Here is a 25,788-nt window from a genome sequence, read left to right as displayed (position 1 = left end):
ATCGGTGCTAGTCTCCTGTGCGATCTTCCGGAGGTGTATTTACACAAGGTGTGGAAATGCCCCCGACTCGAGGTTGGGACATGGGCTCGCGAAACCGGTCAATTCGGTTCAAGATCTTCCTATTGCTACTGCTACCCCTCCTGTCTCTGAGCGCGCTCTGGGGTTTCGTCCTCAACCTCACCATGGGCGACGCCCAGTCACTGCTCCGCGCGAACACGCTGTACCAGACTCTCGGTGTCACCTCCACCGACCTGGGATTACAGTTGCAGGCCGAACGCGTGCGCTCCGCGGAGGCGCTCACAACGCGTGAGCTCACCGAGGCGCTCGGCGGCCAGCGCGCCCGCACCGACCGGTCGGTGGGCGACTTCCGGCAGGCCGTCACGGAGGCCGGCGACGCGGTCGGCGACGATCTCCGCGTCCCGCTCGACGCCCTGAACGCCGCCCTCGACCGGCTCGGCCCGATCAGAGCCGACATCGACGGCGGCATCAGCTCCCGCCTGGCCGGACTGAACGAGTACAACCACATCCTCGACTCGATCTTCCTCCTCTACGACCACCTGGTCTCCGTCTCCGACCTGGCGATCTTCCAGCAGGCGTCCTCGCTGCAGGCCATGGGCATGGCCAGGGAGTACATCGCCAGGGAGCACGCCCTCGTCATCGGCGCGCTGACCGACCAGCGGCTCACCGAGCCTGAGACGGCGGCCTTCACCGAGTACGCGGCCTCCAGGAAGTTCCTGCACGCGCGCGGGCTCGCCGGGCTCGACGTGCAGCTGCGCAGGCCGTACGAGCAGGTCTTCGCCACCGAGCCGTTCCTGACCTTCGTCACCATGGAGTCGCGGATCGTCAAGACCGGCGCGCCGCCTCCCGAGGCCGACGGCTGGCACGACGCCGTGGACAAGCTCACCTCCCGGCTCGACCAGCTCGGCGTCAGCGAGTCCGAGGCCCTGGCCACGCGTACGTCGGAGGCCGCCACCTCCACCGTGGTCGAGATCTCCGTCGCGGGCGGCCTCGGCTTGATCGCGGTGCTCGCGTCGATCATCATCTCTGTACGCTTCGGTCGTCGCCTGGCCGCAGAGCTGGCCGGGCTGCGCTCCGCCGCGGTCGAGCTGTCGCAGCAGCGGCTGCCCGACATCGTGCGGCGGCTGCGCAGGGGCGAGGACGTCGACGTGCGGAAGGAGGCCAAGGCGATCAAGGTGAGCGGTTCCGCCGAGATCATCGACGTGGCCAGGGCCTTCGGCTCCGTGCAGCGCACCGCCGTGACGGCCGCCGTCGGGCAGGCCGCGCTGCGGCGCGGGGTCGGCCAGGTCTTCCTCAACCTCGCCCGGCGCAAGCAGGGCCTGCTGCACCGCCAGCTCGCGCTGCTGGACGGCATGCAGCGCCGTACGCACGATCCCGACCGGCTGGAGGAGCTCTTCCGCCTGGACCACCTGACCACCCGCATGCGGCGGCACGCCGAGAGCCTGATGATCCTTTCCGGCTCCGCGCCCGGCCGTGCGTGGCGCAAGCCGGTGCCCGTGATCGACATCGTCCGGGCCGCGGTCGCCGAGGTCGAGGACTACACCAGGGTCGCCGTCGAGGCGATGCCGGTCAGCGCGTTCGACGGGACCGCCGCGGCCGACCTCACCCACCTGGTGGCCGAACTGGTCGAGAACGCCACCATCTACTCGCCGCCGGACACCATGGTCCAGGTGCGCGGCGACCTGGTGAGCAACGGCTACGCCATCGAGGTGGAGGACAGAGGGCTCGGGTTGCCGGACGGCGAGTACGCCGGGTACAACGCGCTGCTGACCGCTCCGCCCGAGTTCGACCTGGCCGACAGCGACAGGCTGGGCCTGTTCGTGGTGGCCAGGCTGGCCGAACGGCACGGGATCAAGGTGCTGCTGCGGCGCTCGCCCTTCGGCGGCACGACGGCCATCGTGCTCGTGCCGCGCACCCTGGTGAGCGACCAGGCGGCGCTGGCGGCCGGCGACGGCGACGACAAGACCGCGCTGCCCAGCCGTACGAGGAAGAAAGCGCTCGCGGTGGTCACCTCGGGCACCCACGCCGGGCTGCCCAGGCGCGTGCGTCAGGCCAATCTGGCGCCGCAGCTCAAGGAGGCGCCCTCGGAGCCGGAGCAGCCCGAGGCGGCGCCACCCGAGCCGGAGGAGCAGGCCGAACGCTCTCCCGAAGAGGTACGCGACCTGTTCTCCGCCTTCCAGCGGGGAGCCCAACGCGCCCGAGAAGACGCCTCTGAGGAGGGGCCATGACTAAGGGGGATGCATGAGTGTGCCGACCACCAACACCGGTGAGCTGAACTGGCTGCTGGACGACCTCGACACCAGGGTCGCCGCGGTGCGCCAGGCGGTCATCTTGTCGACCGACGGCCTCGCGATCGGTTACTCCAAGGGATTGATCCGGGAGGACGCCGAGCACCTGTCGGCGGTGGCGGCCGGGTTCCAGAGCCTGGCCCGGGGCACCGGACGCCATTTCGGCGGCGGCGACGTGCGGCAGACCATTGTGGAGATGGAGTCGGCGTTCCTGTTCGTCACCGCGGCGGGACAGGGCACCTGCCTGGCCGTGATCGCCGAGGCGAACGTGGACGTCGGCCACATCGCCTACGAGATGGCGATGCTGGTCAAGCGGGTGGGTCAGCACATAACCACCAACCCGCGCGCTGGAGCGTCATGAGCGATGGCCCGCAGTGGTTCGATGAGGAGGCGGGGCCCGTTGTCCGGCCTTATGCTCTCATCCGCGGCCGCACGCACTCCTCAGGGGACGCGTACGACCTCGTGGCAACCGTGCGCGCCATCGGCGACCCGTCTGGCGAGCTCGGTCCTGAACAGCAACTCATCCTGCGGGCGGCTCGTAGCCCGATCTCGGTGGCCGACCTGGCCGTCGAACTCGACCTGCCCGTCGGCGTCGTCCGGGTCCTGCTCGGCGATCTGCGTGACCACGGCCTCATCTCGGTGACGTCGCCCTCGGCTGGAGGGTCGCGCTCGAACGAGCGCATTCTCAAGGAAGTGATCAATGGACTCCGTGCTCTCTGAGGACCCCGTCGCGCTGAAGATTCTCATCGCAGGGGGGTTCGGCGTCGGCAAGACCACACTGGTCGGGTCGGTCAGCGAGATCAAGCCGCTGCGCACGGAGGAGGTGCTGTCCGACCGCGGGATCGGCGTCGACGACCTCGACGGCGTGGACTCCAAGACCACCACGACCGTGGCGATGGACTTCGGCCGCATCACGATCCGCGACGGGCTGGTGGTGTACCTGTTCGGGACGCCCGGGCAGGAGCGGTTCTGGTTCATGTGGGATGAGTTGTCCTACGGCGCGCTGGGCGCGGTCGTGATCGCCGACACCCGGCGGCTGACCGACTGCTTCCCGTCCGTCGACTACTTCGAGCAGCGCGGCACGCCGTTCGTGGTGGCCGTCAACTGCTTCGACGGCGCGAGCCGGCACAGCGTCGAGGAGGTGCGCATCGCGCTGGACCTGGACGACAACGTCCCGGTGCTGCTCTGCGACGTGCGGCGGCGGGCCTCGGCCAAGGAGGTCATGATCGCGCTGGTCGAGCACTCCCTGAGGACGCTCACGTCCGCCAACTAACGGTCCATCTCAGAGCGCTCAGAGCGCTCTGAGGCCCTGGATCACCTCTTGGAGCAGGCTCTCCGTCGGTGTGGCGGCCTTGTCGCGCGGCGGGCGCACCGTGACCAGGCCGTGCTCGAGCAGGTCCCCCAGCAGCACCCTGACCACGCCGACGGGCAGGCCCAGCTCCGAGGCGACCTCGGCGACCGGCCTGGTCTGTCCCGCCACGTAGCTCAGCAGCCGCCGGTGCTGGACGCCCAGCTCGGCCTTGGCCGGAGCCGGCAACCCCGTCGAGACGACGGTCGCCAGCAGGTCGAGCGCCGCGGACGTGGGCTTGGTACGCCCGCGGGCGACCGCGTACGGCCGCACGACGGGCCCCGCCTCCTCGTCGACCCACTCGTGCTCGCGGCTCACGATCGAGATCCCCCGTCCTGATCACTGTCCTGCCGCCCGCGCTGCCAGCCGGACTGGAGCGAGGAGAGCAACGCCCTGGTCTCCTCGGGTGAGCGTTCCTCGGCCGGCGGCGCGGGGGGCGGCGCCTGCTTGAGCCGCGGCGGGAGATTCGCCTGCCGTTCGCGCTGCGGCAGGCCCGGCTGCCGCTCGCGGCGGGGCGGCTCCGGGTCCTGCTGCGGCAACGCGTGGGTGCCGGTGTTGCGCTTGCTGGTACGCACCCGGCGCGGCAGCTCGTCCGTACCCGTGGGCGGCTCCTGCCTGATGACCGACACCGAGACGGACTCGAACTCCAGCGGCTGCACCGGGGTCACCATGGGTTCGACCAGCGATCCCGGCACGAGCACGATGGCCGTCGTGCCGCCGTACGGGGAGGGCTTGAGCGTCACCTTGATGCCGTGCCTGGACGCGAGCATGCCGACCACCGCGAACCCCAGCCGTTCCGTCTGCGCGGGGTCGAACTCCGGCGGGCTGGCCAGGCGGTCGTTGATGGCCCTGCGAGTGGGCTCGTCCATGCCCAGGCCGCGGTCCTCGACCTCGACGGCGAAGCCCCTGCCGACCATCTCGCCGCGCACGGAGACCTCGTTCCCCGGGGAGGAGAAGGTGGTGGCGTTCTCGATCAGCTCGGCGAACAGGTGCATGAGGTCGGCCACCGCCGCGCCGGAGACGCCGCACTCGGGCATCGGGTAGACGCGTACCCGGGTGTACTCCTCGACCTGGGCGGCGGCGCCGCTCAGCACGTCCTCCATCGGGATGACGCCGCGCCACCTGCGGCCCGCCGCGCCACCCGAGAGCAGTACCAGGCCCTCGGCGTGGCGGCGCATGCGGGTGGTCAGGTGGTCGAGCTTGAACAGCCGCTCCAGGGCCTCCGGCTCCTCGGTCTGCCGCTGCATCTCATCCAGCAGCCTGAGCTGGCGCTGCAGCAGCGACTGGCTGCGCCTGGCCAGGTTGCGCAGCGCCTCGGACACGCCCTCGCGCAGCCTGGCCTGCTCGACGGCCGCGTCCACGGCCGTGCTCTGCACGCTGTCGAACGCCGAGGCCAGGTCGCTGACCTCGCTGGTGGCGTTGTGGCCCACCTTGATGGGCGGCGCCTCGGCCCCGATGTCCACGTTCTCGCCCTTGCGCAGCTTCGCCACGACGTCGGGCAGCCTGATCTCCGCCAGGTCCAGCGCGGTACGGCGGAGCGTCGCCAGCTCACGGGTGATCCTGCGGCCGACCCGGACCGAGATGAAGACGGAGAACACGACCGCGATCAGGCCGAGCGCGCCCGCGACGACGGCCCGCACCAGCACGCCCATGCCCGCGGGCTCCATCCTGGCCCGCAACTTCTCGCCGGTGTTCCTGACGCCCTGGGTGAACTCCTTCTCCACCTGGTCGGCGATGCCCCGCCAGAGTTGGACGTCCACCGGCTGGCCCGCGACGTAGCTCTCCAGGAGGTTCTCCATGGTGACGTACCGGGGCGAGTAGTACAGCTTCTCGAACGGGGCCCGCAGTTCGGTGTCGAGGTTGGCCAGCGCCTTCGGGAACAGGTACGTCCTGGAGCCGTCGATCCCGGCCAGCAGGTGGACGTCGTGCATGCTCGCCCTGCCGTTCGAGGCGACGAGCAGGGCGTTCTCGCGGTTGAGCAGCTCGCGTACCTCGTCGGCGGCGATCAGGCCCTGCGCCTGGAGCGCGAGCTCGAGGTCGGTGCTGACCGTCAGCCTGGAGTACAGGAGGTGGACCTCGTCGGAGATCTTCGCGTACTCGGTGACGAGGCCGCCGGGGGTGAGCCTGCGCTCGTCCACCTTTCGCCTGATGTCCGGCAACTGGTCGATCGTGCCGATCAATGTCTGGAGCTGGGTCCGCATGTCCGGCGTGAGCGCCGACTGCGTGTCCTCGGACAGCGCCCGCTCGCGCAGCGTCTTCCTGCCGGTGTCGACCTTGGCCCTGGCCTTGGTCAGGATGTCCGGGTCCTGGACCGTGCCCGCGAGCCGCTCGGCCGAGGCCAGGCGCTCGGCCTGGAGGTCGGAGACCAGATTGTCGGTCTGGACGATGACCCCTGACCAGATGGTCTCGACCTTCAGCAGGTTGAGAGCCTCACCCGACGTGGTGCTCGCGGCGAAGCCCCAGAGCGCGATCAGGGAGACCAGGGGGATGACGAGCAGCGTCGAGATCTTGAATCTGATGGATCTGCCCGATGCCATGACACCTGCTCCCGGATAGAAGATCGCGGGAGAGAATAGCACCGAAACAGATGGTTTTAAGATCGACTAGCGAGAAATCTGTGGTATGTCGGGAAATTTACAGCCTTGGCCCGTCTTGGGAGCCAGGCGAGCCGCGCCAGCCACCCCGCAAGCACCGCCAGCAACGCCACTTCGGCGCCCAGCAACAGCCGCTCGACGAGCCCGATCATCACCCCGTCGCCCGGCATGGCCACGTACGTGATCGCCAGCAGCCCGAACCCGCCGGCCAGCGCCACCCACTCCACGACCCTCGCCACGGGCTTCCACCGGGCGTCCGCGGCCAGCCGGGGAACCAGCAGCGCGCCGGCGGCCGGGAGGCTGACGAAGGCCGCTATGGACACGTACCTGTGGATCTGGGCCGCCAAGGTGAGGTCCTCGCCGATGGGTGTGGTCGGGATGACCGCGGCCACCACCAGCGCTCCCGACCACACCATCAGCAACCGCTCGGGCAGGCCCCTGATGGGCGCCCCCGCGGTCCGCAACCCCGCCAGCAACGCCAGGGACCCGATCCCGAGCACCGCCATCGCGACCTCCGTGACGCCCCCGCGGTCGGACACGGCGTACTCGCTCACGGTCACGTTCATGGGGTCGAGGTAGGGGTCGGGGCCGAACTGGCCGACCACTATCGCGACCACCGAGAACACGATCGAGGCACAGGCGATCAGGGGATAGAGCCTCTTAGCCGCTTCCAGGGGGTTCACGGAGCTCTTGGGCGTCATGACACCCACTCTCCCGCCCCCACCCCGTCCCCCACATCCGGCCCACCCCCGACTCATCCCTGATCCCACCCTGAGTCCGTGCCCTCTTCTCTCCGCTTCTCTCCGCCCTCGCCGGGCTCGGGCGCTTTTTTCTTGTACGGCGGAGCACGGTGGGCACCACCCACCGACGCGCGTGACCCGCATTCCAGGGAGACACTTACCGACATCACCGCCACCCCGCCGTAACGGCGCCCGGGCACCGACCACTTCGCACGAGTCAGGCACCACCCGCGCCCCGCCGCACGCCGACCCGCCCTGAAGCCGGTTTCAGGGCGAGGGACGTGTCAGTCGAGTATGTGTGTCGTGGCCCGGGCGTAGCGGGTGCGGATTTCGGGGAGGGCCTCGCCCTCGTACGTCTTCGTGTCCTCCGAGCGCCAGTCCGGTGTCGTGAGGAGGGTGGCGGCCTGGTGGGCGGCGCCGTTGGCGACGTATTCGGCCGGGGGTGGCACCGTGATCGGGACGCCGAAGATCGTGGGAGCGATGCGGCGGACCGCCTCCGAGCGGGCCGCGCCGCCGATCAGCAGCACCCGTTCCGGTCGCGTCCCCATCGCGTCCAGGCCATCGGCGAGGCCGCACAGCATGCCTTCGATGGCCGCCCGGGCCAGGTGGGCCGGGGTCGAGGTGGCCAGCGTGAGCCCGTGGATCGAGCCCGTCGCGGTGGGCCGGTTGGGAGTGCGCTCGCCCTCCAGGTACGGCACCAGCGTCAGCCCGTCCGCACCCGGCGGCGCCTGGAGCGCGAGGTCGCTCAGCTCGTCGAGTCCGACCCCGGCGATGCGGGCGGCGGCGTCCATGACCCTGGCGGCGTTGAGCGTGGCCACCAGCGGCAGGAAGCGCCCCGTGGCGTCGGCGAAACCGGCGACCGCGCCCGTGGGGTCGGTGCTGGGCGACTCGGTGACCGCGAACACGGTGCCGGACGTGCCCAGCGAAACCACGACGTCACCCGGCCGCGCGCCCACGCCGAGCGCGGCGGCCATGTTGTCGCCCGTCCCCGGCGCGATCAGCACCCGCCCGGCACCCCCGGTGGCGGCGCCGACCTCGTCCGCCGGTCCCAGCACCCGGGGCAGCAGCGGGACCGACCCGAACGCGGCCTTGAGGATGTCCGTGCGATAGGCGCCCGTCGCCGGGGACCAGTAGCCCGTGCCCGAGGCGTCGCCCCGGTCCGTGGTGAGGTGGTCGAGCGGTGGCAGCGGCGCGTCTACCCAGGACGACGCATCCGGGGATCCCGAACCCAGCGCGCCCGCCAGGCGCCACGTGAGCCAGTCGTGGGGCAGGCACACCGCCGCCGTGCGCCGGGCGTTCTCCGGCTCGTGCTCGGCCAGCCAGCGCAACTTCGTCACCGTGAACGACGCCACGGGCACCAGGCCCACCGCGTCGGCCCACGCCTGCGGCCCGCCCAGCTCCGCTGTCAGGTCGAGTGCGGCCTGGGCGGAGCGGGTGTCGTTCCAGAGCAGGGCCTCGCGTACGACGTTTCCGGCCTCGTCCAGGCAGACCATGCCGTGTTGCTGGCCGGCCACGCTGATGACCGCCACGTCGTCCAGGCCGCCGGCCTCTTCGAGGGCTCGCAGAAACGCGGCCCACCAGTGCGACGGGTGCACCTCCGTGCCGTCGGGATGCGCGGCCCGGCCCTGGCGCACCAGCGCGCCCGTCTCCGCGTCCCGAATGACGACCTTGCAACTCTGCGTCGAGGAATCGACCCCAGCGACCAGCGTCACCCACGAACTCCTAACACGTGCTCCAGCGCCAGCTGGTTGAGATGGGTGAAGTGGTAGCCGCGCCGGGCCGCCACCTCAGGATCGAAGTCGTCTCCGGCGAGGTCGGCCAGGGTCTCGCCGCGGTTGAGCGTGGGCAGGCCGAGCTCGTCGACGCGGGAGGCACGCAGCGCCTCCCGAACCTCCGGATCAGCCCGGAAATTTCGTGCTTTATCGCGAAGAATCAGGTATGTCCGCATATTAGCGGCGGCGGACACCCACACATCGGCGGGGTCCTCCGTGCGCGACGGCTTGTAGTCGAAGTGCCGCGGCCCGTCGTAACCGCCGTGCTCCAGCAGGTCCACCAGGAAGAAGGCGCTCAGCACGTCGCCGTGCCCGAACACCAGGTCCTGGTCGAACCGGGGCCCGTGCTGCCCGTTGAGGTCGATGTGGAACAACTTGCCGTGCCACAACGCCTGCGCGATGCCGTGCACGAAGTTGAGCCCGGCCATCTGCTCGTGGCCCACCTCGGGGTTGAGTCCCACCATTTCCGGATGTTCCAGCTCGCCGATGAAGGCCAGCGCGTGCCCGATCGTGGGCAGCAGGATGTCACCACGGGGCTCGTTGGGCTTGGGCTCGATGGCGAAGCGGATGTCGTAGTCGCGCTCGCGCACGTAGCCGCAGAGCAGGTCGATGGCCTCCTTGTAGCGCCCGAGCGCCGAGCGGACGTCCTTGGCCGCGTCGGACTCGGCCCCCTCCCTGCCGCCCCAGCACACGTAGGTGCCGGCGCCCAGCGAGGCGGCCAGGTCGAGGTTGCGCATGACCTTGCGCAGCGCGTATCGCCGCACGTCACGGTCGTTGCTGGTGAAGGCCCCGTCGCGGAAGACGGGGTGGGTGAACAGGTTCGTGGTGGCCATGGGCACTTTCAGCCCGGTCTCGGCAAGCGCTTTCCTGAACGCCGCGATGGCCCGGTCGCGATCTGGTTCGACCGCCAGCAGGTCGTCGTCGTGGAAAGTGACGCCGTAGGCCCCCAGCTCGGCCAGCCGATGCACGCTCTCCACGGGGTCGAGTGGCGCCCGAGCGGCGTCCCCGAAAGGATCGCGCGCCTGCCAGCCGACCGTCCACAGACCGAAGGTGAATCGATCGTCAGGGGTTGGCTCGTACATATCTTGATGCTCCCCTGGTGATCAGTTGTTCACAAGCCCGAGGGATCGCGCCCGACGCTGATCTCCTCGGCGATCTTGCGGATCTCCGCCACCTCGAGGCCGGGAGCCTTGGGCAGGTGGCGCAGCAACGCGTCCATCACCACCGGCACAGGCTGGCCCGCGAACCGGCCCGCGATCCCGTGGACCGCCCTGAACAGCGCCTCTTCGGTGTCGTGCATCGGCATCTCCTTGTTCGGGTACCCGGAGAACGCTACGGCCTCGGCCCGACAGTTTTCGCGCTACCCCTCCAGCGTGTTCCTGACCGCCGGGCAAATCGACGTACCCGCTCAGGCGTCAGCGGATCGAACCCCGCAAATTAGTTGAACCCTCATATACTTGAGCTGGGACTCCGTCGAAAGGGGACGCCATGCCCGTCCAGCGGCTCAACCACGCGGTCCTTTACGTCCGTGATGTGGAGCGCAGCGTCACCTTTTACCGCGAGGCCCTCGGTTTCGACGTCGTCATGGGCATGCGGGGCGCCGCCTTCCTGCAGGCTCCCGGCTCGTCGAACGACCACGACCTGGGCCTGTTCGAGATCGGCGCGAACGCGGCTCCCTCGCCGGCCGGGCGCACCTCCGTCGGCCTTTACCACCTGGCGTGGGAGGTCGACACCCTGGACGAGCTGGAGCGCGTCGCGGCCAAGCTGACCGAGCTCGGCGCGCTGGTCGGCGCCTCCGACCACGGCACGACCAAGGCGCTGTACGCGAAGGACCCCGACGGGCTGGAGTTCGAGGTGTCGTGGCTGGTGCCGGCCTCGCTGCTCACCGACGAGGTCCTCGCCGCGCGGTCCAGCATCCGCCCGCTCGACCTGACCGCCGACAAGGAGAGGTACGGCGCCCAGACCAGGGGCGGCGTCGGCGTGTCGATCCCGGCCTGAAGGTACCGTGGGCAGTAGCTCTTTATTCCACGGAGACTTTCAACGCAAAAGCTGTAAACGCAGAAGCTTCCACGGAAACCACCACGGAGAGCTTTCACGGAGAACGGTCATGCCAAGCGATCCTGATCACGTGCTCGACGCCATCGACGGCGTGGTCGACGAGTGGGAGACGCTGAGCGCCGACGCCATGCGGTGGGCGCCTCCCGAGCACAAGAGTCCCGATTTCATGTCCGAGGTGACCGAGATCTTCGGTCCGCTCGTCAACGCGTTCTCGCAGGCGCTGCGCCCGGTCAGCGACGCGTTCGAGCGTGTCATGCACGCGCTCGACGATGACGACGACCGGCCCGGTCAGAGCGGCTAGCCCGGGTCCGGCAGCGCAACTCAGGCGACCCGCAGGGGACGCAGCGCGCCGGTGAGTTTGGCCAGTTCGGCGAGCATGGCGTCGGCGGCGGAGTTCATCACGTCGTTGGGCTGCAGGGTGCCGTCCTCGCCGATGAACTGCGCGTAGAACGGGATGTTCACCGCCTCCAGCACCGGGATCATCTTCAGCGTGCTGGTGACCTGGCGCAGGCTGTGCGTGGCGCGGGTGCCGCCGGAGACCCCGCCGTAACTGACGAAGCCGGCCGCCTTGTGCTGCCACTCCTGGTGCAGGTAGTCAAGGGCGTTCTTCAGCACGGCGTTGAAGCTGTGGTTGTACTCGGGGGTCACGAACACGTACGCGTCGCCCCGGTCAATGGTGGTGCTCCACTCCTTGGTGTGGGCGTTCACGTACTGCTTGAGCCTGGGGTGGTTGGGCTCGTCGAGGAACGGCAGCCCGACCTCGGCCAGATCGATCAGCTCCACCTGGAAGCCGCCCGCCTCCACGGCCCTGCCGTGGAACCAGTCGGCCACGGTAGGCCCCGCGCGACCCGGACGGGTGCTGGCGACGATGATCTGCAGAACGGGCTTGTCCATGACTGCTCCTAGATGCTCGTGAGGTAGCTGCTCAACATTATTGAGTAACTAAACATTCCTTAGCAAATGCTAGGATCGGACCCGTGAGCCTCACCTCCGTCTGCGTCCGCTTCCACACCGCCCTGGAGCTGATCGGCGCCCGCTGGTCGGGAGCGGTGATCCACATGATCTTCAAGGGCGCCCACCGTTACGCCGACCTCAAGGCGGCCATTCCCGGCATCAACGACACGATGTTGGCCCGGCGCCTGCGCGAGCTGGAGGACGCCGGGCTCATCGAGCGCCGCGTGCTGGCCACGTCGCCGGTGCGGGTCGAATACCACCTGACCGAGATGGGCAAGGAGCTGCGCCCGGTGCTGGACGAGCTGGTGACGTGGGCGCACAAGTGGATCCCGCTGCCGGAGGCCAAGTCCGCCTAGCTCACTCGTGGCGGCGGGCTCGTCCGCGACCTGGCCAGGGCGATCGGCGCGTGGAAAACCTGGAGAGTACGCAGCCCGGGATCGTTAGACTTCTCGGCATGACCTGGCGACATTGATCCATAACCAGGGGCCGGCGCGGGACGCGCGGGCCTCCGAGGCGACCAGCACTCGGAGTCCCCTACTCGTCCCCCTGGAAGGCCTCACATGCTGGTCGTGACGCTGTATGTCTACACGTTCCTCGGCGAATTCATCCTGCTCTATCCGGTCTACACGCTGCTGTTCATCGACACCGGATTATCGGTCGCGGAGACCTCTTCCCTGTTCGTCATCTGGTCGGTGACGGGCATGGTGCTGGAGGTGCCGTCGGGCGCCTGGGCCGACGCGGTGTCCAGACGCCTGATCCTCTGCCTGGGCCCGCTCCTGGCCGGCCTGGGCTACGCGCTGTGGCTGACCTTCCCGTCCTACTGGGCGTTCGCGTTGGGTTTCGTGCTCTGGGGCGCCGAGGGGGCGCTGGTCTCCGGCGCGTACGAGGCCCTCGCCTACGAGGAGCTGGAGCGGCGCGGCGAGCAGGGCCGCTACGCCACGGTCATGGGCCGGGCCACCTCCGTCGGCCTCGTCGCCAACGCGGCGGCGATCGGCCTGGCCGTGCCCGTCTTCGCGGCAGGCGGCTACCTCGCCATCGGGGCGGCCAGCGTACTGGCCTGCGTTCTGTGCGCGGCCACGGCGCTGGCGCTGCCCGAGCACAGGACGCGCGGCGGCACGGACGGTGGTTACCTGGCGATCCTGAAGGCGGGAATCAGGGAGGCGCGCACGGATCGCGGAGTGCTGAACGCGCTGCTGCTGGTCTCCTTCGTGACGGCGATCTGGGGAGCGTTGGAGGAGTACGTCCCTTTCCTGGGGGCCGAGACAGGGGTGGCCAAGACGGCGATCCCCTTGCTGATCCTCGTGGTATGGATCGGCGCCACGGCGGGCGGCCTGCTGTCAGGGGCCGCGCAACGCCTGCCCGCCCGCTGGTACGCCCTGACGATCGGGCTGGCGGCACTGGCCATGGCCGCGGGGGCGATCAGCGGCCACCCGGCCGGGTTCCTGCTGATCGCCGTGGCCTTCGGGGCGTTCCAGCTGACCGGGGTGGTGGCCGACGTGCGGCTCCAGGAGCGGATCACCGGCGCGGCGCGGGCCACCGTGACGTCCGTCGCCGGCCTGGGCGTCAACCTGGTCACGCTCGCGGTCTATGTCACCTATGGGGCGGCCTCGTCTCACCTGTCACACGGCATGACGTTCGCCCTCCTGGTCCTGCCGTACGTGGCCATCGCCGTCCTGGCGGCCCCCAAGACAAGAGGTCAGTAGCGGGACACGCCGGCCGCGCTCAACGGCGTGGCCGGCACCGCCGTACCGGCGCCATAACACCGAAGTAGGGGTTCTTTGGTATCTAAGCAGGATTCGCACAAACCGTTAACTTGACAGCACCCCCATACGAGGAGTGCACATGTTGAGTAAACGCTCGGCGGTGGCAGGTGCCGTCATCCTGGCCGCCTGCCTGGCCACCCCTCTGAGCCCCGCAGCAGCTGATCCGGCTCCTCAAGCGGCCGCCCCCACGGCTCCCCCGCAGGTGATCGACGCGCTCGAACGCGACCTCGGCCTCTCCGAGGCGCAGGTCGTCACCCGGCTCTCCAACGAGGAACGCGCGGCGGCCGTCGAGTCGAACCTGACCACCTCGTTAGGAGCCTCGTTCGGCGGCGCCTGGCTGAACGACGACGCCTCCAAGCTCCTGGTCGCCACCACCGACCCCGGCACCACCGCCACCATCGAGTCGCAGGGCGCGCAGCCCGTGGTCGTCCCGCGTTCGATGGCCCAGCTCAACTCGGTCATGCAGCAGCTCGACCAGGCCCCGAAGCAGGCCAGGGCCGCGGCGGCCCTCTGGTACGTGGACGTCAAGTCGAACACCGTCGCCGTCCAGGCGCCCACGGTGGAGGCCGCCGAGGCCCTCGCCACGGCCGCGGGCGTGGACAAGAGCGCGGTCACCGTGTCGGCGACCGCCGAGCGGCCGATGACGTTCATCGACATCGTCGGCGGCGCCCCCTACTACATCGGCTCCAGCCGCTGCAGCGTCGGCTTCTCCATCACCAGGGGCAGCACGCCCGGCTTCGTCACCGCCGGGCACTGCGGCCGGGCCGGCTCCAGGACCACCAACCCGACGGGCACCTTCCAGGGCTCGTCCTTCCCCGGCAACGACTACGCCTGGGTCGCCGCCCCGGGCAACACCGCACAGCCGTGGGTACGCGGCTCGGGCGGCTCGACCGTGATCGTCCGCGGCTCCACCCAGGCCGGGGTCGGCTCGTCCATCTGCCGCTCCGGCTCGACCACCGGCTGGCGCTGCGGCCTCATCCAGCAGCACAACGCCAGCGTCACGTACCCGCAGGGCACCGTCTCCGGCCTGACCCGCACCAGCGCGTGCGCCGAGCCGGGCGACTCCGGCGGCTCGTTCATCTCGGGCAACCAGGCCCAGGGTGTGACGTCCGGCGGCTCGGGCAACTGCAGCGTCGGCGGCACGACGTACCACCAGCCGGTCAACGAGATCTTGAGCGTTTACGGGCTCGCGCTCCGTACCGGCTGACCCAAACCCGCGCAGCGTGTCCACCGGCCGGGCACGCTGCGCGGCTTTCACCGCGATCGCCCGGCTCCAGGCGGCCGGTGCCGCCCTCGACACCGTCATCGGCCGCGGCGCCTGATTTTTCCGCGTGGCGATGAGTTTTCCGCTTGTGTCGAGTCTGTCGTTCTGAAAGCACGTGAACGACAGAGGAGTTCGCGATGAAGCGACCCATCCTGGGCAGCCTGCTGCTGTCCAGCACCGACCCGGAACGGCTGCGTACCTGGTACGCCGCCGCCCTCGATCCCGAGGAGAACACCGACGTCAACGAGTACCGGGTGCTCAAGTTCGGCGACTTCCACCTGCTCATCGACACGCGGGCGGACGTGGCCGACAAGAATCCCGAGCCCGGCAGGGTGATACTGAACTTCGACGTGGCCGACGCCCGCGCCATCGCGACCCGCATGGAGAACGCGGGTGTTTCGTGGCTGGCCCAGCTCGAAGACCGTGACGGCAGCCTGTTCGCGACCGCGATCGACCCGGACGGCAACTACGTACAGATCATCCAGCTCAGCGAGGCGCATCGAGCGGCCATGTGACCGGAGAGGCGATCATGTTCAGCCAGACAAAGGCATTCAGCGGTTTCTCGGTGAACGACATCGCGGCCGCGAAGCGGTTCTACGGCGAGACCCTCGGACTTCGGATCTCCGAGGACCACGGGATGTTGACGCTGCACATAGCGGGCGGCAACGACATCCTGGTCTACCCGAAGGAGAACCACACGCCGGCCACGTTCACGATTCTCAACTTCCCCGTGGACGACATCGACAAGGCGGTGGACGAGCTGGCGGCGCGGGGGGTGCGTTTCGAGCGGTACGACAGCCTCAAGACGGACGAGAAAGGCGTCTTCCGCGAGGAAGGCCCGCCGATCGCCTGGTTCACGGACCCGGCGGGAAACGTCTTGTCGGTCCTGCAGGAGCAGTAGGCGAAAGGGCCCTTCCCGCGTTCGTGGGAAGGGCCCTTCGGGCCGGCCCGCGCGCCTGCGCGCTACTGTTCCCCGCCACGCCGACGCTGGTCAACACCAGGTTAGCCGAGGGCGACCGGGTCCTCGAGGACCTGAACGAGGACGCGGTTCTGGAAGCTCTCGGGGTCGGGGCTGGACAGGTCGGCCATGGTCACGAGGGCTTTCCACAGCGCCCACCCGCGTGCTCGTCGCCAGGTGTCATCGGAAAGGCCGACGGCCTCCCGGAAGACCTTCCGCTCGTCGCCGACGAAGTAGGTCCAGGCCATGACGAGGTCACAGGCGGGGTCGCCGATGCCGCAGGTGCCGAAGTCGATGACCGCGGACAGCTTTCCACCTGTGGCGAGCAGGTTGCCGGCGGCGACGTCACCATGGAACCACGTCGACGGGAACGGCCAGGCCGAAGTCAGCGCGCTGGCCCAGACGGCCTCGCAGGCGGCGACATCGACGACATCCCCCAGCTTGTCGAGGGCGCACTCGACCTGGTCGCTGTAGACGCTGGGGTGACAGCCTCGGAAATGGGAATGACGCCCGGCTGCCATCCCTTGCAGCGGGGGAACTTCCCGGAGCGCGGTCAGAAAGCTCCCAAGATCGCGCGCCAGCTCGGTCCGATCGACGTCCATGGCGCTTTCGACAGTGTCTCCGGGGAGCCAGCGTCGTACCGACCAGGGAAACGGGTAACCCGCCGCCGGGCGTCCGGTCGCCACCGGCGCCGGTACGGGCAACGGCAGATCCTTGGCCAGGACAGGCAGACAACGGTCTTCCTTCTCGATGCCGGCTACGTAGCCTTCGGCGCTGGGCAGGCGTACGGCCAACTGATCGCCAAGCCTGAAGGTCCGATTGTCCCACCCTTGCCGGGCAACGGACTTAACCGGCAGGTCGCTCCACTGACGAAACTGCTCGGAGACCAAGCTGCGTACGAGATCAGCGGTGATGTCGATCATGAGACCAAGTTACGCTGTCGATCAAGTGACATGATCGGCGATGGTCCGCGCGCACTCCATCGACTCGCGATGCGTCGTGTCCACCTCCAGGTCATAGAACACGCCCTGGTGAACCACATCCGCCTGCGACACGGCCATCCCGGTGACCCGATCACCTCGCGCGACCTCCCGACCTGTGGCTATCGCGCTCTCGCACCTGACGCCCACCCACAGCACCTGCAGTCCGCCAAGAGCCTTCTGCCACCGCTGCTGGGACGCCGCTCCACCGAGAAAGACCTCATCGACGATGATTCGAGCGCCAGCACGCGCCATCGCGGCGACCCCCTCGATCCACGCGGTGTCCAGCGTCCGGAACTCCGGCCCTACGATAACTTCGCCATCCGCAGCGAACACGATTCCGGCATCCGATGTCCGCATTGACGAGGGCATCGCCTCGATCAGTGTGTCAACGCCGAAGGCCAGCCAAGGCTCCGGCAAGACCGCCTGCAGACACCGGGCGATCCCGGACTTCCCCGAACTGGAGCCACCATTGAGAACAATCACCTGAGTCACCACCGCGCCACAGTAGAGGCACCGCGGCAATGATCGGAACGGATTTTCCGGCGGACGCTACTCTGCCCGCGGCAACCCGCCGAAGCGGCTTGAGGGTGGCGTGGTGAGTGTGGTGGGTCCGTCGGTCGCTGCGTTGGCGTAGCGGCGGGCCAGGTGCGCGAAGGCGGCTTTGAGTTCGGTCGGCCCGATGACCTCGATGTCGGCGTCGAACCTGCCGATGGTGGCGGCCAGGCCGGGCCATGACCACGAGCCCAGGACGAGCCGGCAGCGGTCCGGGCCGAGTTCCTCGACGACTCCATCGCGGGTGTAGCAGGACACGACGGCGGCGGGGAGATCGAGGATCACCTCGCCGCGGCAGGGCCAGCCGACGGAGCCTTGGAACTTGCTGGTCACGAAGGCGGCCACGTTCCCTCCGGGCAGTTCACGCGGGGTGAAGCGGGGCCCCGTGGGGGTGCGCGGGGTGATCCGGTCGGCGCGAAAGGTGCGCCAGTCGTCGCGGTCGAGGTCCCAGGCGACGAGGTACCAGCGCCCGCCCCAGGTGACGAGGTGGTGGGGCTGCACCCGGCGCGGTGGAGTCGCGGCGGGGTCGTCGTCGCCGGCTCCCGGTGGGGATGCGGGGGTGTAGTCGAAGCGCAGCACTTCGCGGACGTGGACAGCGGTGCTGAGCGTCATGAGCACGCTGCTGTCGACCTGTGGGTTCGGTCGGGTCGCGGACCGCTCGACGGCGGTGACCTGGAGGGTGTCGATGCGGCGGCGCAGCCGTGCGGGCATGACCTGTCGGACGGTGTTCAGCGCGCGCGCCGCAGCTTCCTCGATGCCGGCACCGGTGGTGGTGGCGATCTGGAGTGCGATGGCGAGGGCGACGGCCTGGTCGTCGTCGAACAGCAACGGGGGCAGTTCCGTGCCGGCGTCGAGCCGGTACCCACCGTCGGGCCCTTTGACGGCCACTATGGGATAGCCGAGCTCGCGCAGGCGGTCGACATCACGGCGCACGGTGCGCGGGCTGATGTCCAGCCGCTCGGCCAGCAGCGCCCCCGGCCAGTCCCGGCGCGCCTGGAGCAGCGAGAGCAACGCCAGCAGTCGCGCTGAAGTCTTCGGCATGATCCCCATATTGCCCTGAGAAGCGGCCAGTCCCTGTCCGCTTCTCCTGCGACTGTTGTCACATGCCAGTCAACGACAACAACCCGAAGGGCCCGAACGCCGTGACCGCCACCACCACGCCCCCCTCCACTCTCGACGCCGAGCGGGCCGACCTGCTCGCCGAGCTCGCGACCGCGCGATCGGCCCTGACCAACACCACGCGCGGGCTGGCCGACGAGCAGGTCGGCGAGCGCCCGACGGTCAGCGCGCTGTGCCTGGGCGGTCTGATCAAGCACGTGGCGTCCATGGAGGAAGGGTGGATGCGGTTCGTGGTCGAGGGCCCGCCGGCGATGCACTACGACCTGCCCGAGGGTGTCACCTGGGCCGACTTCATGGCCGGTACCGCACGCGAGTTCCCGCAGTGGGCGATCGACCACCAGAACGACTTCCGGATGCTGCCCGGTGAGACGCTGGCCGGGGTCGTCGAGCGCTACGAGCAGGTCGCTGCCCGGAGCGAGGAGGTCATCGCCGCCCTCCCCGACCTGTCGGCGACGCACCCATTGCCGGAGGCGCCCTGGCACGAGCCGGGAGCGGTGCGCAGCGTGCGCCGAGTGCTGCTGCACGTCATCGCCGAGACCACCCAGCACGCCGGGCACGCGGACATCCTGCGCGAGACGCTCGACGGGCAGAAATCAACCTGAGCGGTGACGGATCTCGACCAGATCGTGGCGCCCGGAACCGACCTCGGCCCGCTCGACGTGTCCTACGCCCCGCCGGCCATCACCCGCACGGCACTACGCCGACGAGCGTGCCGCGGCGTGACCCGATGACCGTTCTGGACACCCGGGCGCTCAACCGCGCGACGCTGGCCCGGCAGTTGCTGCTCGATCGCGCCGACGTGCCGGTCCTCGACGCCGTCGCGCATCTCGGCGGCCTGCAGGCGCAGGAACCGCAGGAACCGTTCGTCGGGCTCTGGTCGCGGCTGCGCGCGTTCGACGCGGCGGTGCTCTCTGACCTGCTGACCGGGCGGCGCGTGGTGCGGACCCACCTCATGCGCCGCACCGTTCACCTCCTCACCGCCGAGGACGCCCTGGCCTGGCGGGCCCGCCACGACACCATGCTGCGCCAGCGAGTACTCGGGACCTACCGCCGCGAGCTCGACGGGGTGGCTCTCGACGAGCTCGCGGCGGCGGGCCGGGCGGTGATGGCCGACGGCAAGCCCCGCTCGATGACCGAGCTCGGGCGGGCGCTCGCTCAGCGCTGGCCGGCGCCGGGACCGCGGGCACTGGGTGAAATGCTGATCGCCGCCTTCGTCCCGGTGGCGCAGCTGCCACCGCGCGGGCTGTGGCGCACGAGGGCAGGAGTGCGCAACGTGCTGCTCTCCTCGTGGCTGGGTCGCGAGATCGACCCGCCGGCCCCGGAGGGCGCCGATCCGGTCGGCCAGGCGCTGGTACGGCGCTATCTAGCCGCGTTCGGCCCCGCCGCCGCGGCCGACCTGCGCGCCTGGTGTGGCCTGGCCGGATTGCCAGCCGCTGTGACCGCGATACGCGAGGAGCTGGTCACCTTCCGCGACGAACGCGGCCGCGAGCTGTTCGACCTCCCCGACGCGCCGCGCCCCGACCCCGGCACACCCGCCCCGGTGCGGTTCCTGCCGGCGTTCGACAACGCGATCCTCGGCTACCACGACCGCAGCCGCATCATCGACGACGCCCACCGCGGCCTGTCGGTCGCCGGCGCGCGCGTGGTGCTGGTCGACGGCCGGGTCGCCGCGACCTGGAACGTTGAGGCAGGCACCGTGATCGTCACCCCGCTGCGCCGCTTCTCCCGAGCCGACCGCACCACCGTCGCCGAGCAGGGGCGGGCACTGGCGGCGTTCCTCTCCGACAACGAGAGCCACCGCGTACGGGTTGCCGCGTCTCCTCGTTGAACGGCACACCGCGAGGTCCTTCCCCCGGGGTGGGAACCGAATAGCGCGCCCATCCCAGCTCGTTCGCCGTCAGGCTGAACGCCTCCGCCGGCTCCCTCGCCGACACCACCCGCTTGAACCGCGGATACGCGGTCCGATCGACCTACGCCAGCAGTCGCAGCCCGTTGAGCCCCACGATCACCGTCGACGTCTTGGACCGAGAGATATGGATCCAGCGGGGTGACCCGTGTCGCCTGCGGCGTCGTCACCTGCGCTAGGGGTCATTCGGTCGTACAACTGGCGGAACACGACGAGTGCTGGGCGTGCCAGCAAATACGCACCGGCGGTCAGCCCGAAGATCAGGTAGGCCACCTGGGCCGCATCCAGGGGTGGCGGCTCGACGAACGGGTACCACAGTGCGCTGAACTCCGGGGTGTAGTAGCACAGCGGTGCCTCGTACTTCGGCCCCTCGACCAGACAACCGGCCGACGTGGCGGCGCTGTCACCGAACACGGCTCCACTCACCCCCACCCAGACCGACAGCCCGAGAGCCGCCAAGGTCAGCACATTAGGGAGGAGGGCGTCGTAGGGACGGTGCATGCGCACCGCCAGCACCAGGCAGGCTGGAAGGGATGCGAACAGGAGATACCGCGGCCCCCAGAAGTGCGCCCCGGTCCAGGCCCAGTAATTGGCGTAGAGCAGGAGCAACCCCACGGTGAAAGCCATCCACATGCCGTAGAGCGCGCCCAGGTCGGCACTGGTTCGCAGGTCCTTCAGTCTCTCCCGGACCGGCAAGAAGAAGGAAGGCGCGAAGAAGACGAGTCCCTTGCCGAAGGACAGAAGGAGGGACAGCAGCCCGAAGATCAGCGGATAGCTGAAGCCGGCCAGTCCCGAATACGGCATGATCGTGCGGTGGCCCCGGTTTCCGTTCTCGTAACCCGTGAGAAGCGGGCTGCCGCGCCGTATCCACGCCTCGGCCATCACGACAGCGACCGCCGCGAAGACCGCCAGCAAACACCATGCCCGACGGGTGTCCCACGCTCGCCTGATGGCCAGAAACCCCAAGCCGACCAGGGAGGCTGGCGTGTTGGCCACCCCCGCGACGATCGCCACCCACCCACCACGATGCTCGGTGACCACGGCGATGGTGCCAACTGCCACCAGAACAGCGGTGAACACCTCACCGTAGTAAAGGGTGAGGTGCTTGGCGAACATCGAAGCGAAGACCAGCAACAGCAGGAACGTACGCAGAACCTCGCGAGGCATCCTGTCGCGCAACATCCAATAGAACGCCAGCAGACCCAGCGCGAAAACAACGCCGTTGTAGTGCGCGACCCACGCCTCCCGAGCGTTCCACCACTGACCGACCAGCCACATCGGGGCTGAGAACAACGGACCGATCAGCGAATACTTTCCGTCGGGCGCCTCGCCGGTCGTTAGCAACTCGGTGAGATTGAGGTAGCGCCCCCCGCCGTCACCCCACAGGCCGTGCGGACGAAGAACTGCGATCGCGATCAGTCCCGCCACCATCAACCCGATCTCTAATCGGGCGATTCCCTTTCCCACAGCCCACCCGCCCTCAACCCAGTCCGGCCGATCAACCCTTGATCGCCAGTCCTATCGCAAAGAACCCCATCCGCGAAACCAAGGCCCACGGGCAGGCCCAGGACGCCGATCGCGAAAATGCCGACGACCGCTGGGAGCCCTGTCCCCCGCGGAGGGGCAGGGCCGGGGGCCACCCCCATCAAGGTCATCCCCGACACCGCGATCGTCCGACCTTCGCCACGCCGCCTCGCTCGAGGCGCTAGACCAAACGAATGTCGCAACCGATGCCCACCGGGAGGCTGGCGAGCTTCGCATCACCGGTTACCAGGGTGCAGGCTTCAGCCTCGGCCAGCGCGACGTAGGCGGCATCGTAGGCCTTGATGTTCCCGCGCAATTCCCAGATGCGAGGTAGGAGAGGGCGGATGTCTGCCAGCTCGATCTCGGTCCGGGCCAGCGCTTCGAAGGCGCTCCGCCCACGCGCTTGGGTGATCAGTTCTTGCCTGACGAGGCGGGTGATGACGTGGGCGACTTCACTCGGCATGTGGCCAGGCGCGATCCAGGCAGGATCCGTCATGATTGCCTTGCGTGCGGCCTGGCCGGCTTCTCCGTCGTCAGCCAGAGCGTTGATCATGACAGAAGCGTCGATCACGAGCACCGGCAGTCTCCGGTGGTCTCAGCGAGTTGCTCTTCCCGCTCGCTTCGTGCCTGGCGAACAAGTTCCCCGGTCTGTCCCGGAGCGCTGTGCATACCGTCGTCACGCCCCTCGAACTGGGCGATGAGTTCGATGTTGCGGGAACGGTGCGCGTCCGCCACCAGAAGGCCCAGCATGTAGGCCTGCGCGGACTGCCCCTTCGCACGGGCTCGCGCTGCGATTTCGTCGGCGATGTCGTCGGGAACATCGCGGATCTGCATGTTCCTAGGCATGCCTTCATTTTACATGCAAATGCTCAGCGCCGTTCATGCCGCTGAGGCAACCGGTCAGCGGCCTACTCGTCCTCATCGTCGTACTCGGTGGCCATGATCTCTTCCAGGTCTGCCGCCGACTCGATCACCACGGCGTCCCTGGAGAATCGCTCCGGTAGGTGACGGCGCTGCGCTTCGTCAAGGACCATGACGGGACCATACGAGGGGACTAGTGCACATTTGAATTCACGGGCGACACGGATCATGAACTCGTCGATCTCCCCGCCGGTCGAGTCGTTGAAACTGCAGTCTCCTTCATCGCCGATGTAGACCTCCGCCTCGCTGCTATCCCGTGCTCGCAGTGTCCGAAACTTGCCGTTCACCTCGATCGTGAACTCTCGCAGCATCTCCTGAAGGCGATCACTATCGATCTTCGTCTCCTCGCCGTCGATGTAGCGAGTAAGGAACACCTCAAGGCCCATGCCAGCTGATCGTAATGGGCCATAGCGGGTGTGGAAGCATCTACTTGGGCGCAAGGCGCGCAGCCTGAGGCGGCCTGACGCGCCTTAGTGATCATCCCGGAGCCGGAGTGCCCGCTAGAGGCGTATTCCTATCTCAGTTCGAGAGATCGGTCTCTACCTCATCGCCGTCAGGCAAACGCCAGGCCAGCGAACGTAGGTGGTGAGGAAATGGGGTTACAACGGGCCTGTGGCGAGGTGCTGCGCTCGTGGGTGCTGCCGTGGCGTACCGCCCGTGCCCGCGCTGCGGACGCAAAGGAGGAGTCCGCGGTCGGTTCGGCCGGCGCTAGCCGATGTACGGTTCCGCGGCCCGTGCGGGTCGCCGAGCAGCAGTCGCACTCGCACACCCGCTTTCGCTTTGCCGGCCAGAGTCGGCAGCCAGTCGGGATGTTCCTCCGTCAGGAACAGGTCGGCGAACGCCACGTCGCTGCGGCGTGGATAGGAGGCGACCACCTCAGCTCCCACGAGCGACGCCTTGTCAACGGCATCCGGCCAAAGGTACGACTCGTCCTCTTCGAGGATGGCGGCGACCCGGTACCGGGTTTTGGGGTAGGGGACAGCCGTTCCATGCAGTCAAGATACAGCCCGTTCTCCCTCTTCCATGGATACCTGCGAAGTGAGTTCACAGTTGTGGACTGATCAGTTCCTTACTGCTAGGGTCGTCGTATGGGCAGGCCAAGGACGTTCGACATCGACGCGGCGGTGGACCGCGCGATGGAGTTGTTCTGGCGTCAGGGGTTCGAGGCGACCTCGACGGAGGATCTCGTGGAGGGTCTCGGAATCACCCGGGGCAGCCTCTACAAAGCGTTCGGCTCCAAGGAGCAGCTCTATGCGATGGCGCTTCGCCGCTACTGCGAGCGCCACGCGGTGGGGCTGATCGAGATGTTGGACCGGGCGGAGCAGGTGCGTCCGGCGATCCGGGCGGTGCTCATGGAGTTAGTGGAGGCCGACCTGGCCGATCCGGAGCGGGGGTGCCTGCTGGTCAATGCGGCCACGGAGCGCTCGGCGCACCCCGACACGGTGCAGCGGGTCTCCCACACGATGGGCCAGATTGAGTCGGCCCTGGCCGGAGCCCTGGAGCGGGCCCGGGTCCGCGGGGACATCGCAGCGGACAAGAAACCACGGGAGCTGGCCCAGTTCCTCACCACGTTCCTGCAGGGTCTGCGGGTGATGGGCAAGGCTCGCGCGGATCGCGCGTTCCTCGAAAACGCCGTTGAGGTCGCCCTGGGCGCGCTCGACTGACTTTTTGCTACCCGAATTAGGAACCGATCAGTCAACAACGGGGAGTTGTAGTGGATCTCGAACTGCAGGGCAAGGTCGCCGTCGTCACCGGCGCGAGCAAAGGCATCGGTCTGGCCACCGCGGCGGCGTTGATCGGGGAGGGTGGGCACGTGGTGGCGAGCAGCCGCACGAGCACCCCCGAGCTCGACGCCTTGGTCGCGCGTGGCGCCACCGTGGTGCTGGCCGACATCACGGACGCGGGCACCCCGCAGCGGCTCGTCGACGCCGCGCTGTCGACGTACGGGCGCCTGGATGTGCTGGTCAACAACGTTGGCATCGGCGGTGTCCGGTCGAGCTTCCTCGACATCGACGACGCCGAGTGGGCGCGGATGTTCGACGTGACGTTCTTCAGCGCCGTGCGCACCAGCAGGGCGGCCCTGCCCGCTCTGCTGGACACCGGCGGAGTGATCGTCAACATCAGCAGCATCAACGCCCGGCTGCCGTTCCCGATGGTGGTCGACTACTCCGCGGCGAAGGCCGCGGTGGCCAACCTGACCAAGGCCCTGTCGGAGGAGTTCGCACCGCGCGGCGTGCGGGTCAATGCCGTCGCGCCCGGCCCGGTGCGGACCCCGTTCTGGACCGACCCGGGCGGCTTCGCGCACGCCGTCGCCGCCGGCGCCGGTGTCACCGCCCAGCAGGCGCTCGACGAGGTCGTGCCGCAGAGCATGGGCATCAGCACCGGCCGGATCACCGAGCCCGGCGAGGTCGCCGACCTGGTGCTGTTCCTCGCCTCCGTCCGCTCCGCCAATATCACCGGCGCCGAGTTCACCCTAGACGGCGGCCAGGTCAAGACCCTCTGACCGCACCTACCCGCGCCCATGACGTGGGTTTCTGCAGATAGGACAGTCATCTCACTGCGCAAGACTGGGGCCGCGGACCACGCATCGAAGTGGTCTGAGGGCCAACTGCAACCCTGATGCCCTCGGAGATCACACAGGCCCTCTTCCCAACAAAGGAAGAGGGCCTTTCACGTGCGGAGGATCGGGGATTTGAACCCCGGATGGTGTTGCCACCAAACCGCATTAGCAGCTCTGATCCTGCCCGTCCCGATCGGTTCAACCTGGACCAACAGGGCTCGGCGGTCCGCCTGGAACGGCGCCGTACGGCGCTGGATTGCAACTAGAACTGCAACTAGGCGTGCGTAGCGACGGGCTGGCCGCCACCGTCGCCCTGCAAATAGAGACGCACAGCGGTATCCCCACCGTGTGCGTGGTCCTCAGCGAGGAGATCGTGCCTTGTAGCGGAGCGCACACCTCATCCTGCTGATCATCCTGTCTATCGATCGCGGGATACTGGCCCGGTGGATCCGCTTCCGGCACTCAG

General features: G+C 68.7%; 30 protein-coding genes. 16 read left to right on the top strand and 14 right to left on the bottom strand.

Annotated features, from left to right (window positions below; genetic code table 11):
- Nucleotides 1–122 precede the first annotated feature (122 nt).
- From ACFLIM_RS36605 to ACFLIM_RS36590, 4 genes are read left to right on the top strand one after another with little or no spacing between them, the layout of a single operon-like run.
- Entirely contained in the window at nt 123–2,246 is a 2,124-nt protein-coding gene (locus ACFLIM_RS36605; protein WP_393172962.1) for a sensor histidine kinase, read from the top strand.
- A 13-nt stretch (nt 2,247–2,259) separates the two neighbouring features.
- The gene (locus ACFLIM_RS36600) at nt 2,260–2,667 is read left to right on the top strand and encodes a roadblock/LC7 domain-containing protein (protein ID WP_393172961.1); all 408 of its coding nucleotides are present in this window, start codon (nt 2,260–2,262) and stop codon (nt 2,665–2,667) included.
- Nucleotides 2,664–3,026, top strand: coding sequence for a DUF742 domain-containing protein (locus tag ACFLIM_RS36595; RefSeq protein ID WP_393172960.1), 363 nt, complete (start codon nt 2,664–2,666; stop codon nt 3,024–3,026). The genes ACFLIM_RS36600 and ACFLIM_RS36595 overlap by 4 nt, the downstream gene beginning before the upstream one ends.
- On the top strand, nt 3,007–3,579 hold the full coding sequence (locus ACFLIM_RS36590) for a GTP-binding protein (protein ID WP_393172959.1): 573 nt from the start codon (nt 3,007–3,009) through the stop codon (nt 3,577–3,579). Before ACFLIM_RS36595 ends, ACFLIM_RS36590 begins: the two co-directional genes overlap by 20 nt.
- An 18-nt stretch (nt 3,580–3,597) precedes the next feature.
- Here the strand turns inward: ACFLIM_RS36590 and ACFLIM_RS36585 are convergent, their stop codons facing one another.
- From ACFLIM_RS36585 to ACFLIM_RS36560, 6 genes are all read right to left on the bottom strand, one after another.
- Nucleotides 3,598–3,972 (bottom strand): DUF742 domain-containing protein, encoded by a 375-nt coding sequence (locus tag ACFLIM_RS36585; protein WP_393172958.1) that lies wholly within the window; start codon nt 3,970–3,972, stop codon nt 3,598–3,600.
- On the bottom strand, nt 3,969–6,191 hold the full coding sequence (locus ACFLIM_RS36580; RefSeq protein ID WP_393172957.1) for a sensor histidine kinase: 2,223 nt from the start codon (nt 6,189–6,191) through the stop codon (nt 3,969–3,971). The genes ACFLIM_RS36585 and ACFLIM_RS36580 overlap by 4 nt, the downstream gene beginning before the upstream one ends.
- 56 nt (nt 6,192–6,247) lie before the next feature.
- The gene (locus tag ACFLIM_RS36575) at nt 6,248–6,949 is read right to left on the bottom strand and encodes a DUF998 domain-containing protein (protein ID WP_393172956.1); all 702 of its coding nucleotides are present in this window, start codon (nt 6,947–6,949) and stop codon (nt 6,248–6,250) included.
- A 323-nt stretch (nt 6,950–7,272) separates the two neighbouring features.
- Nucleotides 7,273–8,700, bottom strand: coding sequence for a xylulokinase (locus ACFLIM_RS36570; RefSeq protein ID WP_393172955.1), 1,428 nt, complete (start codon nt 8,698–8,700; stop codon nt 7,273–7,275).
- On the bottom strand, nt 8,697–9,842 hold the full coding sequence (xylA, locus tag ACFLIM_RS36565; RefSeq protein WP_393172954.1) for a xylose isomerase: 1,146 nt from the start codon (nt 9,840–9,842) through the stop codon (nt 8,697–8,699). The genes ACFLIM_RS36570 and xylA overlap by 4 nt, the downstream gene beginning before the upstream one ends.
- 29 nt (nt 9,843–9,871) lie before the next feature.
- On the bottom strand, nt 9,872–10,060 hold the full coding sequence (locus ACFLIM_RS36560) for a hypothetical protein (RefSeq protein WP_043619667.1): 189 nt from the start codon (nt 10,058–10,060) through the stop codon (nt 9,872–9,874).
- A 188-nt stretch (nt 10,061–10,248) separates the two neighbouring features.
- Between ACFLIM_RS36560 and ACFLIM_RS36555 the strand changes: the two genes are divergently transcribed.
- Together ACFLIM_RS36555 and ACFLIM_RS36550 are read left to right on the top strand one after the other, a co-directional pair.
- A complete protein-coding gene (locus ACFLIM_RS36555; protein WP_393172953.1) occupies nt 10,249–10,758 on the top strand; it encodes a VOC family protein in 510 nt (169 codons plus the stop codon).
- A gap of 109 nt (nt 10,759–10,867) precedes the next feature.
- On the top strand, nt 10,868–11,119 hold the full coding sequence (locus ACFLIM_RS36550; protein ID WP_393172952.1) for a hypothetical protein: 252 nt from the start codon (nt 10,868–10,870) through the stop codon (nt 11,117–11,119).
- 20 nt (nt 11,120–11,139) lie between these two features.
- On the opposite strand, the gene ACFLIM_RS36545 is transcribed toward ACFLIM_RS36550, so the two are convergent.
- The gene (locus tag ACFLIM_RS36545) at nt 11,140–11,712 is read right to left on the bottom strand and encodes an NADPH-dependent FMN reductase (protein WP_393172951.1); all 573 of its coding nucleotides are present in this window, start codon (nt 11,710–11,712) and stop codon (nt 11,140–11,142) included.
- 83 nt (nt 11,713–11,795) lie between these two features.
- On the opposite strand from ACFLIM_RS36545, the gene ACFLIM_RS36540 reads away from it, so the two are divergent.
- The 5 genes from ACFLIM_RS36540 to ACFLIM_RS36520 all read left to right on the top strand — a co-directional run bounded on the left by ACFLIM_RS36540 (nt 11,796) and on the right by ACFLIM_RS36520 (nt 15,700).
- Entirely contained in the window at nt 11,796–12,128 is a 333-nt protein-coding gene (locus ACFLIM_RS36540; protein ID WP_393172950.1) for a winged helix-turn-helix transcriptional regulator, read from the top strand.
- Between the two features lie 204 nt (nt 12,129–12,332).
- Nucleotides 12,333–13,475 (top strand): MFS transporter, encoded by a 1,143-nt coding sequence (locus ACFLIM_RS36535; RefSeq protein ID WP_393172949.1) that lies wholly within the window; start codon nt 12,333–12,335, stop codon nt 13,473–13,475.
- Between the two features lie 139 nt (nt 13,476–13,614).
- Nucleotides 13,615–14,742, top strand: a complete 1,128-nt coding sequence (locus ACFLIM_RS36530; protein WP_393172948.1) for a S1 family peptidase — start codon at nt 13,615–13,617, stop codon at nt 14,740–14,742.
- A 194-nt stretch (nt 14,743–14,936) separates the two neighbouring features.
- Nucleotides 14,937–15,314, top strand: a complete 378-nt coding sequence (locus tag ACFLIM_RS36525; RefSeq protein ID WP_393172947.1) for a VOC family protein — start codon at nt 14,937–14,939, stop codon at nt 15,312–15,314.
- A gap of 14 nt (nt 15,315–15,328) precedes the next feature.
- Nucleotides 15,329–15,700 (top strand): VOC family protein, encoded by a 372-nt coding sequence (locus ACFLIM_RS36520; protein WP_393172946.1) that lies wholly within the window; start codon nt 15,329–15,331, stop codon nt 15,698–15,700.
- Between the two features lie 101 nt (nt 15,701–15,801).
- Here the strand turns inward: ACFLIM_RS36520 and ACFLIM_RS36515 are convergent, their stop codons facing one another.
- From ACFLIM_RS36515 to ACFLIM_RS36505, 3 genes are read right to left on the bottom strand one after another with little or no spacing between them, the layout of a single operon-like run.
- On the bottom strand, nt 15,802–16,680 hold the full coding sequence (locus ACFLIM_RS36515) for an aminoglycoside phosphotransferase family protein (protein ID WP_393172945.1): 879 nt from the start codon (nt 16,678–16,680) through the stop codon (nt 15,802–15,804).
- Between the two features lie 21 nt (nt 16,681–16,701).
- Nucleotides 16,702–17,235: a chloramphenicol phosphotransferase CPT gene (cpt, locus tag ACFLIM_RS36510; RefSeq protein WP_393172944.1), complete on the bottom strand. Its 534-nt coding sequence runs from the start codon at nt 17,233–17,235 to the stop codon at nt 16,702–16,704.
- Between the two features lie 54 nt (nt 17,236–17,289).
- Nucleotides 17,290–18,333, bottom strand: coding sequence for a helix-turn-helix transcriptional regulator (locus tag ACFLIM_RS36505; protein ID WP_393172943.1), 1,044 nt, complete (start codon nt 18,331–18,333; stop codon nt 17,290–17,292).
- Between the two features lie 62 nt (nt 18,334–18,395).
- On the opposite strand from ACFLIM_RS36505, the gene ACFLIM_RS36500 reads away from it, so the two are divergent.
- The 3 genes from ACFLIM_RS36500 to ACFLIM_RS36490 are packed head-to-tail and all read left to right on the top strand — an operon-like array spanning nt 18,396 to nt 20,239.
- Nucleotides 18,396–19,013: a DinB family protein gene (locus ACFLIM_RS36500; RefSeq protein ID WP_393172942.1), complete on the top strand. Its 618-nt coding sequence runs from the start codon at nt 18,396–18,398 to the stop codon at nt 19,011–19,013.
- A gap of 3 nt (nt 19,014–19,016) precedes the next feature.
- Nucleotides 19,017–19,142: a hypothetical protein gene (locus tag ACFLIM_RS36495; RefSeq protein ID WP_393172941.1), complete on the top strand. Its 126-nt coding sequence runs from the start codon at nt 19,017–19,019 to the stop codon at nt 19,140–19,142.
- On the top strand, nt 19,139–20,239 hold the full coding sequence (locus ACFLIM_RS36490; protein WP_393172940.1) for a winged helix DNA-binding domain-containing protein: 1,101 nt from the start codon (nt 19,139–19,141) through the stop codon (nt 20,237–20,239). Before ACFLIM_RS36495 ends, ACFLIM_RS36490 begins: the two co-directional genes overlap by 4 nt.
- A gap of 177 nt (nt 20,240–20,416) precedes the next feature.
- Here the strand turns inward: ACFLIM_RS36490 and ACFLIM_RS36485 are convergent, their stop codons facing one another.
- The 4 genes from ACFLIM_RS36485 to ACFLIM_RS36470 form a co-directional block, all read right to left on the bottom strand.
- A complete protein-coding gene (locus tag ACFLIM_RS36485) occupies nt 20,417–21,748 on the bottom strand; it encodes a hypothetical protein (RefSeq protein WP_393172939.1) in 1,332 nt (443 codons plus the stop codon).
- 274 nt (nt 21,749–22,022) lie between these two features.
- The gene (locus tag ACFLIM_RS36480) at nt 22,023–22,418 is read right to left on the bottom strand and encodes a type II toxin-antitoxin system VapC family toxin (protein ID WP_393172938.1); all 396 of its coding nucleotides are present in this window, start codon (nt 22,416–22,418) and stop codon (nt 22,023–22,025) included.
- On the bottom strand, nt 22,409–22,687 hold the full coding sequence (locus tag ACFLIM_RS36475; protein ID WP_393172937.1) for a hypothetical protein: 279 nt from the start codon (nt 22,685–22,687) through the stop codon (nt 22,409–22,411). The genes ACFLIM_RS36480 and ACFLIM_RS36475 overlap by 10 nt, the downstream gene beginning before the upstream one ends.
- Nucleotides 22,688–22,749: 62 nt before the next feature.
- Nucleotides 22,750–23,148, bottom strand: a complete 399-nt coding sequence (locus ACFLIM_RS36470; protein WP_393172936.1) for a hypothetical protein — start codon at nt 23,146–23,148, stop codon at nt 22,750–22,752.
- A gap of 702 nt (nt 23,149–23,850) precedes the next feature.
- Here ACFLIM_RS36470 and ACFLIM_RS36465 point away from each other — a divergent pair.
- A complete protein-coding gene (locus ACFLIM_RS36465; protein WP_393172935.1) occupies nt 23,851–24,426 on the top strand; it encodes a TetR/AcrR family transcriptional regulator in 576 nt (191 codons plus the stop codon).
- A gap of 50 nt (nt 24,427–24,476) precedes the next feature.
- The gene (locus ACFLIM_RS36460; protein ID WP_393172934.1) at nt 24,477–25,265 is read left to right on the top strand and encodes an SDR family NAD(P)-dependent oxidoreductase; all 789 of its coding nucleotides are present in this window, start codon (nt 24,477–24,479) and stop codon (nt 25,263–25,265) included.
- Nucleotides 25,266–25,788: the final 523 nt, after the last annotated feature.

Origin of the sequence: Nonomuraea marmarensis (genome assembly GCF_043197025.1) — a bacterium.
In the GTDB taxonomy this organism is placed as follows: domain Bacteria; phylum Actinomycetota; class Actinomycetes; order Streptosporangiales; family Streptosporangiaceae; genus Nonomuraea; species Nonomuraea marmarensis.
This window is presented reverse-complemented; position numbering and strand designations above follow the sequence as displayed.

What these genes read in the sequence shown, in the direction of transcription:
- ACFLIM_RS36600 (WP_393172961.1), top strand. Translation starts at nt 2,260, where the DNA reads ATGAGTGTGCCGACCACCAACACCGGTGAGCTGAACTGGCTGCTGGAC.
- ACFLIM_RS36595 (WP_393172960.1), top strand. Translation starts at nt 2,664, where the DNA reads ATGAGCGATGGCCCGCAGTGGTTCGATGAGGAGGCGGGGCCCGTTGTC.
- ACFLIM_RS36590 (WP_393172959.1), top strand. Translation starts at nt 3,007, where the DNA reads ATGGACTCCGTGCTCTCTGAGGACCCCGTCGCGCTGAAGATTCTCATC.
- ACFLIM_RS36580 (WP_393172957.1), bottom strand. Translation starts at nt 6,191, where the DNA reads ATGGCATCGGGCAGATCCATCAGATTCAAGATCTCGACGCTGCTCGTC.
- ACFLIM_RS36575 (WP_393172956.1), bottom strand. Translation starts at nt 6,949, where the DNA reads ATGACGCCCAAGAGCTCCGTGAACCCCCTGGAAGCGGCTAAGAGGCTC.
- xylA (WP_393172954.1), bottom strand. Translation starts at nt 9,842, where the DNA reads ATGTACGAGCCAACCCCTGACGATCGATTCACCTTCGGTCTGTGGACG.
- ACFLIM_RS36560 (WP_043619667.1), bottom strand. Translation starts at nt 10,060, where the DNA reads ATGCACGACACCGAAGAGGCGCTGTTCAGGGCGGTCCACGGGATCGCG.
- ACFLIM_RS36555 (WP_393172953.1), top strand. Translation starts at nt 10,249, where the DNA reads ATGCCCGTCCAGCGGCTCAACCACGCGGTCCTTTACGTCCGTGATGTG.
- ACFLIM_RS36550 (WP_393172952.1), top strand. Translation starts at nt 10,868, where the DNA reads ATGCCAAGCGATCCTGATCACGTGCTCGACGCCATCGACGGCGTGGTC.
- ACFLIM_RS36545 (WP_393172951.1), bottom strand. Translation starts at nt 11,712, where the DNA reads ATGGACAAGCCCGTTCTGCAGATCATCGTCGCCAGCACCCGTCCGGGT.
- ACFLIM_RS36535 (WP_393172949.1), top strand. Translation starts at nt 12,333, where the DNA reads ATGCTGGTCGTGACGCTGTATGTCTACACGTTCCTCGGCGAATTCATC.
- ACFLIM_RS36530 (WP_393172948.1), top strand. Translation starts at nt 13,615, where the DNA reads ATGTTGAGTAAACGCTCGGCGGTGGCAGGTGCCGTCATCCTGGCCGCC.
- ACFLIM_RS36525 (WP_393172947.1), top strand. Translation starts at nt 14,937, where the DNA reads ATGAAGCGACCCATCCTGGGCAGCCTGCTGCTGTCCAGCACCGACCCG.
- ACFLIM_RS36520 (WP_393172946.1), top strand. Translation starts at nt 15,329, where the DNA reads ATGTTCAGCCAGACAAAGGCATTCAGCGGTTTCTCGGTGAACGACATC.
- ACFLIM_RS36515 (WP_393172945.1), bottom strand. Translation starts at nt 16,680, where the DNA reads ATGATCGACATCACCGCTGATCTCGTACGCAGCTTGGTCTCCGAGCAG.
- ACFLIM_RS36505 (WP_393172943.1), bottom strand. Translation starts at nt 18,333, where the DNA reads ATGCCGAAGACTTCAGCGCGACTGCTGGCGTTGCTCTCGCTGCTCCAG.
- ACFLIM_RS36500 (WP_393172942.1), top strand. Translation starts at nt 18,396, where the DNA reads ATGCCAGTCAACGACAACAACCCGAAGGGCCCGAACGCCGTGACCGCC.
- ACFLIM_RS36490 (WP_393172940.1), top strand. Translation starts at nt 19,139, where the DNA reads ATGACCGTTCTGGACACCCGGGCGCTCAACCGCGCGACGCTGGCCCGG.
- ACFLIM_RS36485 (WP_393172939.1), bottom strand. Translation starts at nt 21,748, where the DNA reads ATGGTGGCGGGACTGATCGCGATCGCAGTTCTTCGTCCGCACGGCCTG.
- ACFLIM_RS36475 (WP_393172937.1), bottom strand. Translation starts at nt 22,687, where the DNA reads ATGCCTAGGAACATGCAGATCCGCGATGTTCCCGACGACATCGCCGAC.
- ACFLIM_RS36470 (WP_393172936.1), bottom strand. Translation starts at nt 23,148, where the DNA reads ATGGGCCTTGAGGTGTTCCTTACTCGCTACATCGACGGCGAGGAGACG.
- ACFLIM_RS36465 (WP_393172935.1), top strand. Translation starts at nt 23,851, where the DNA reads ATGGGCAGGCCAAGGACGTTCGACATCGACGCGGCGGTGGACCGCGCG.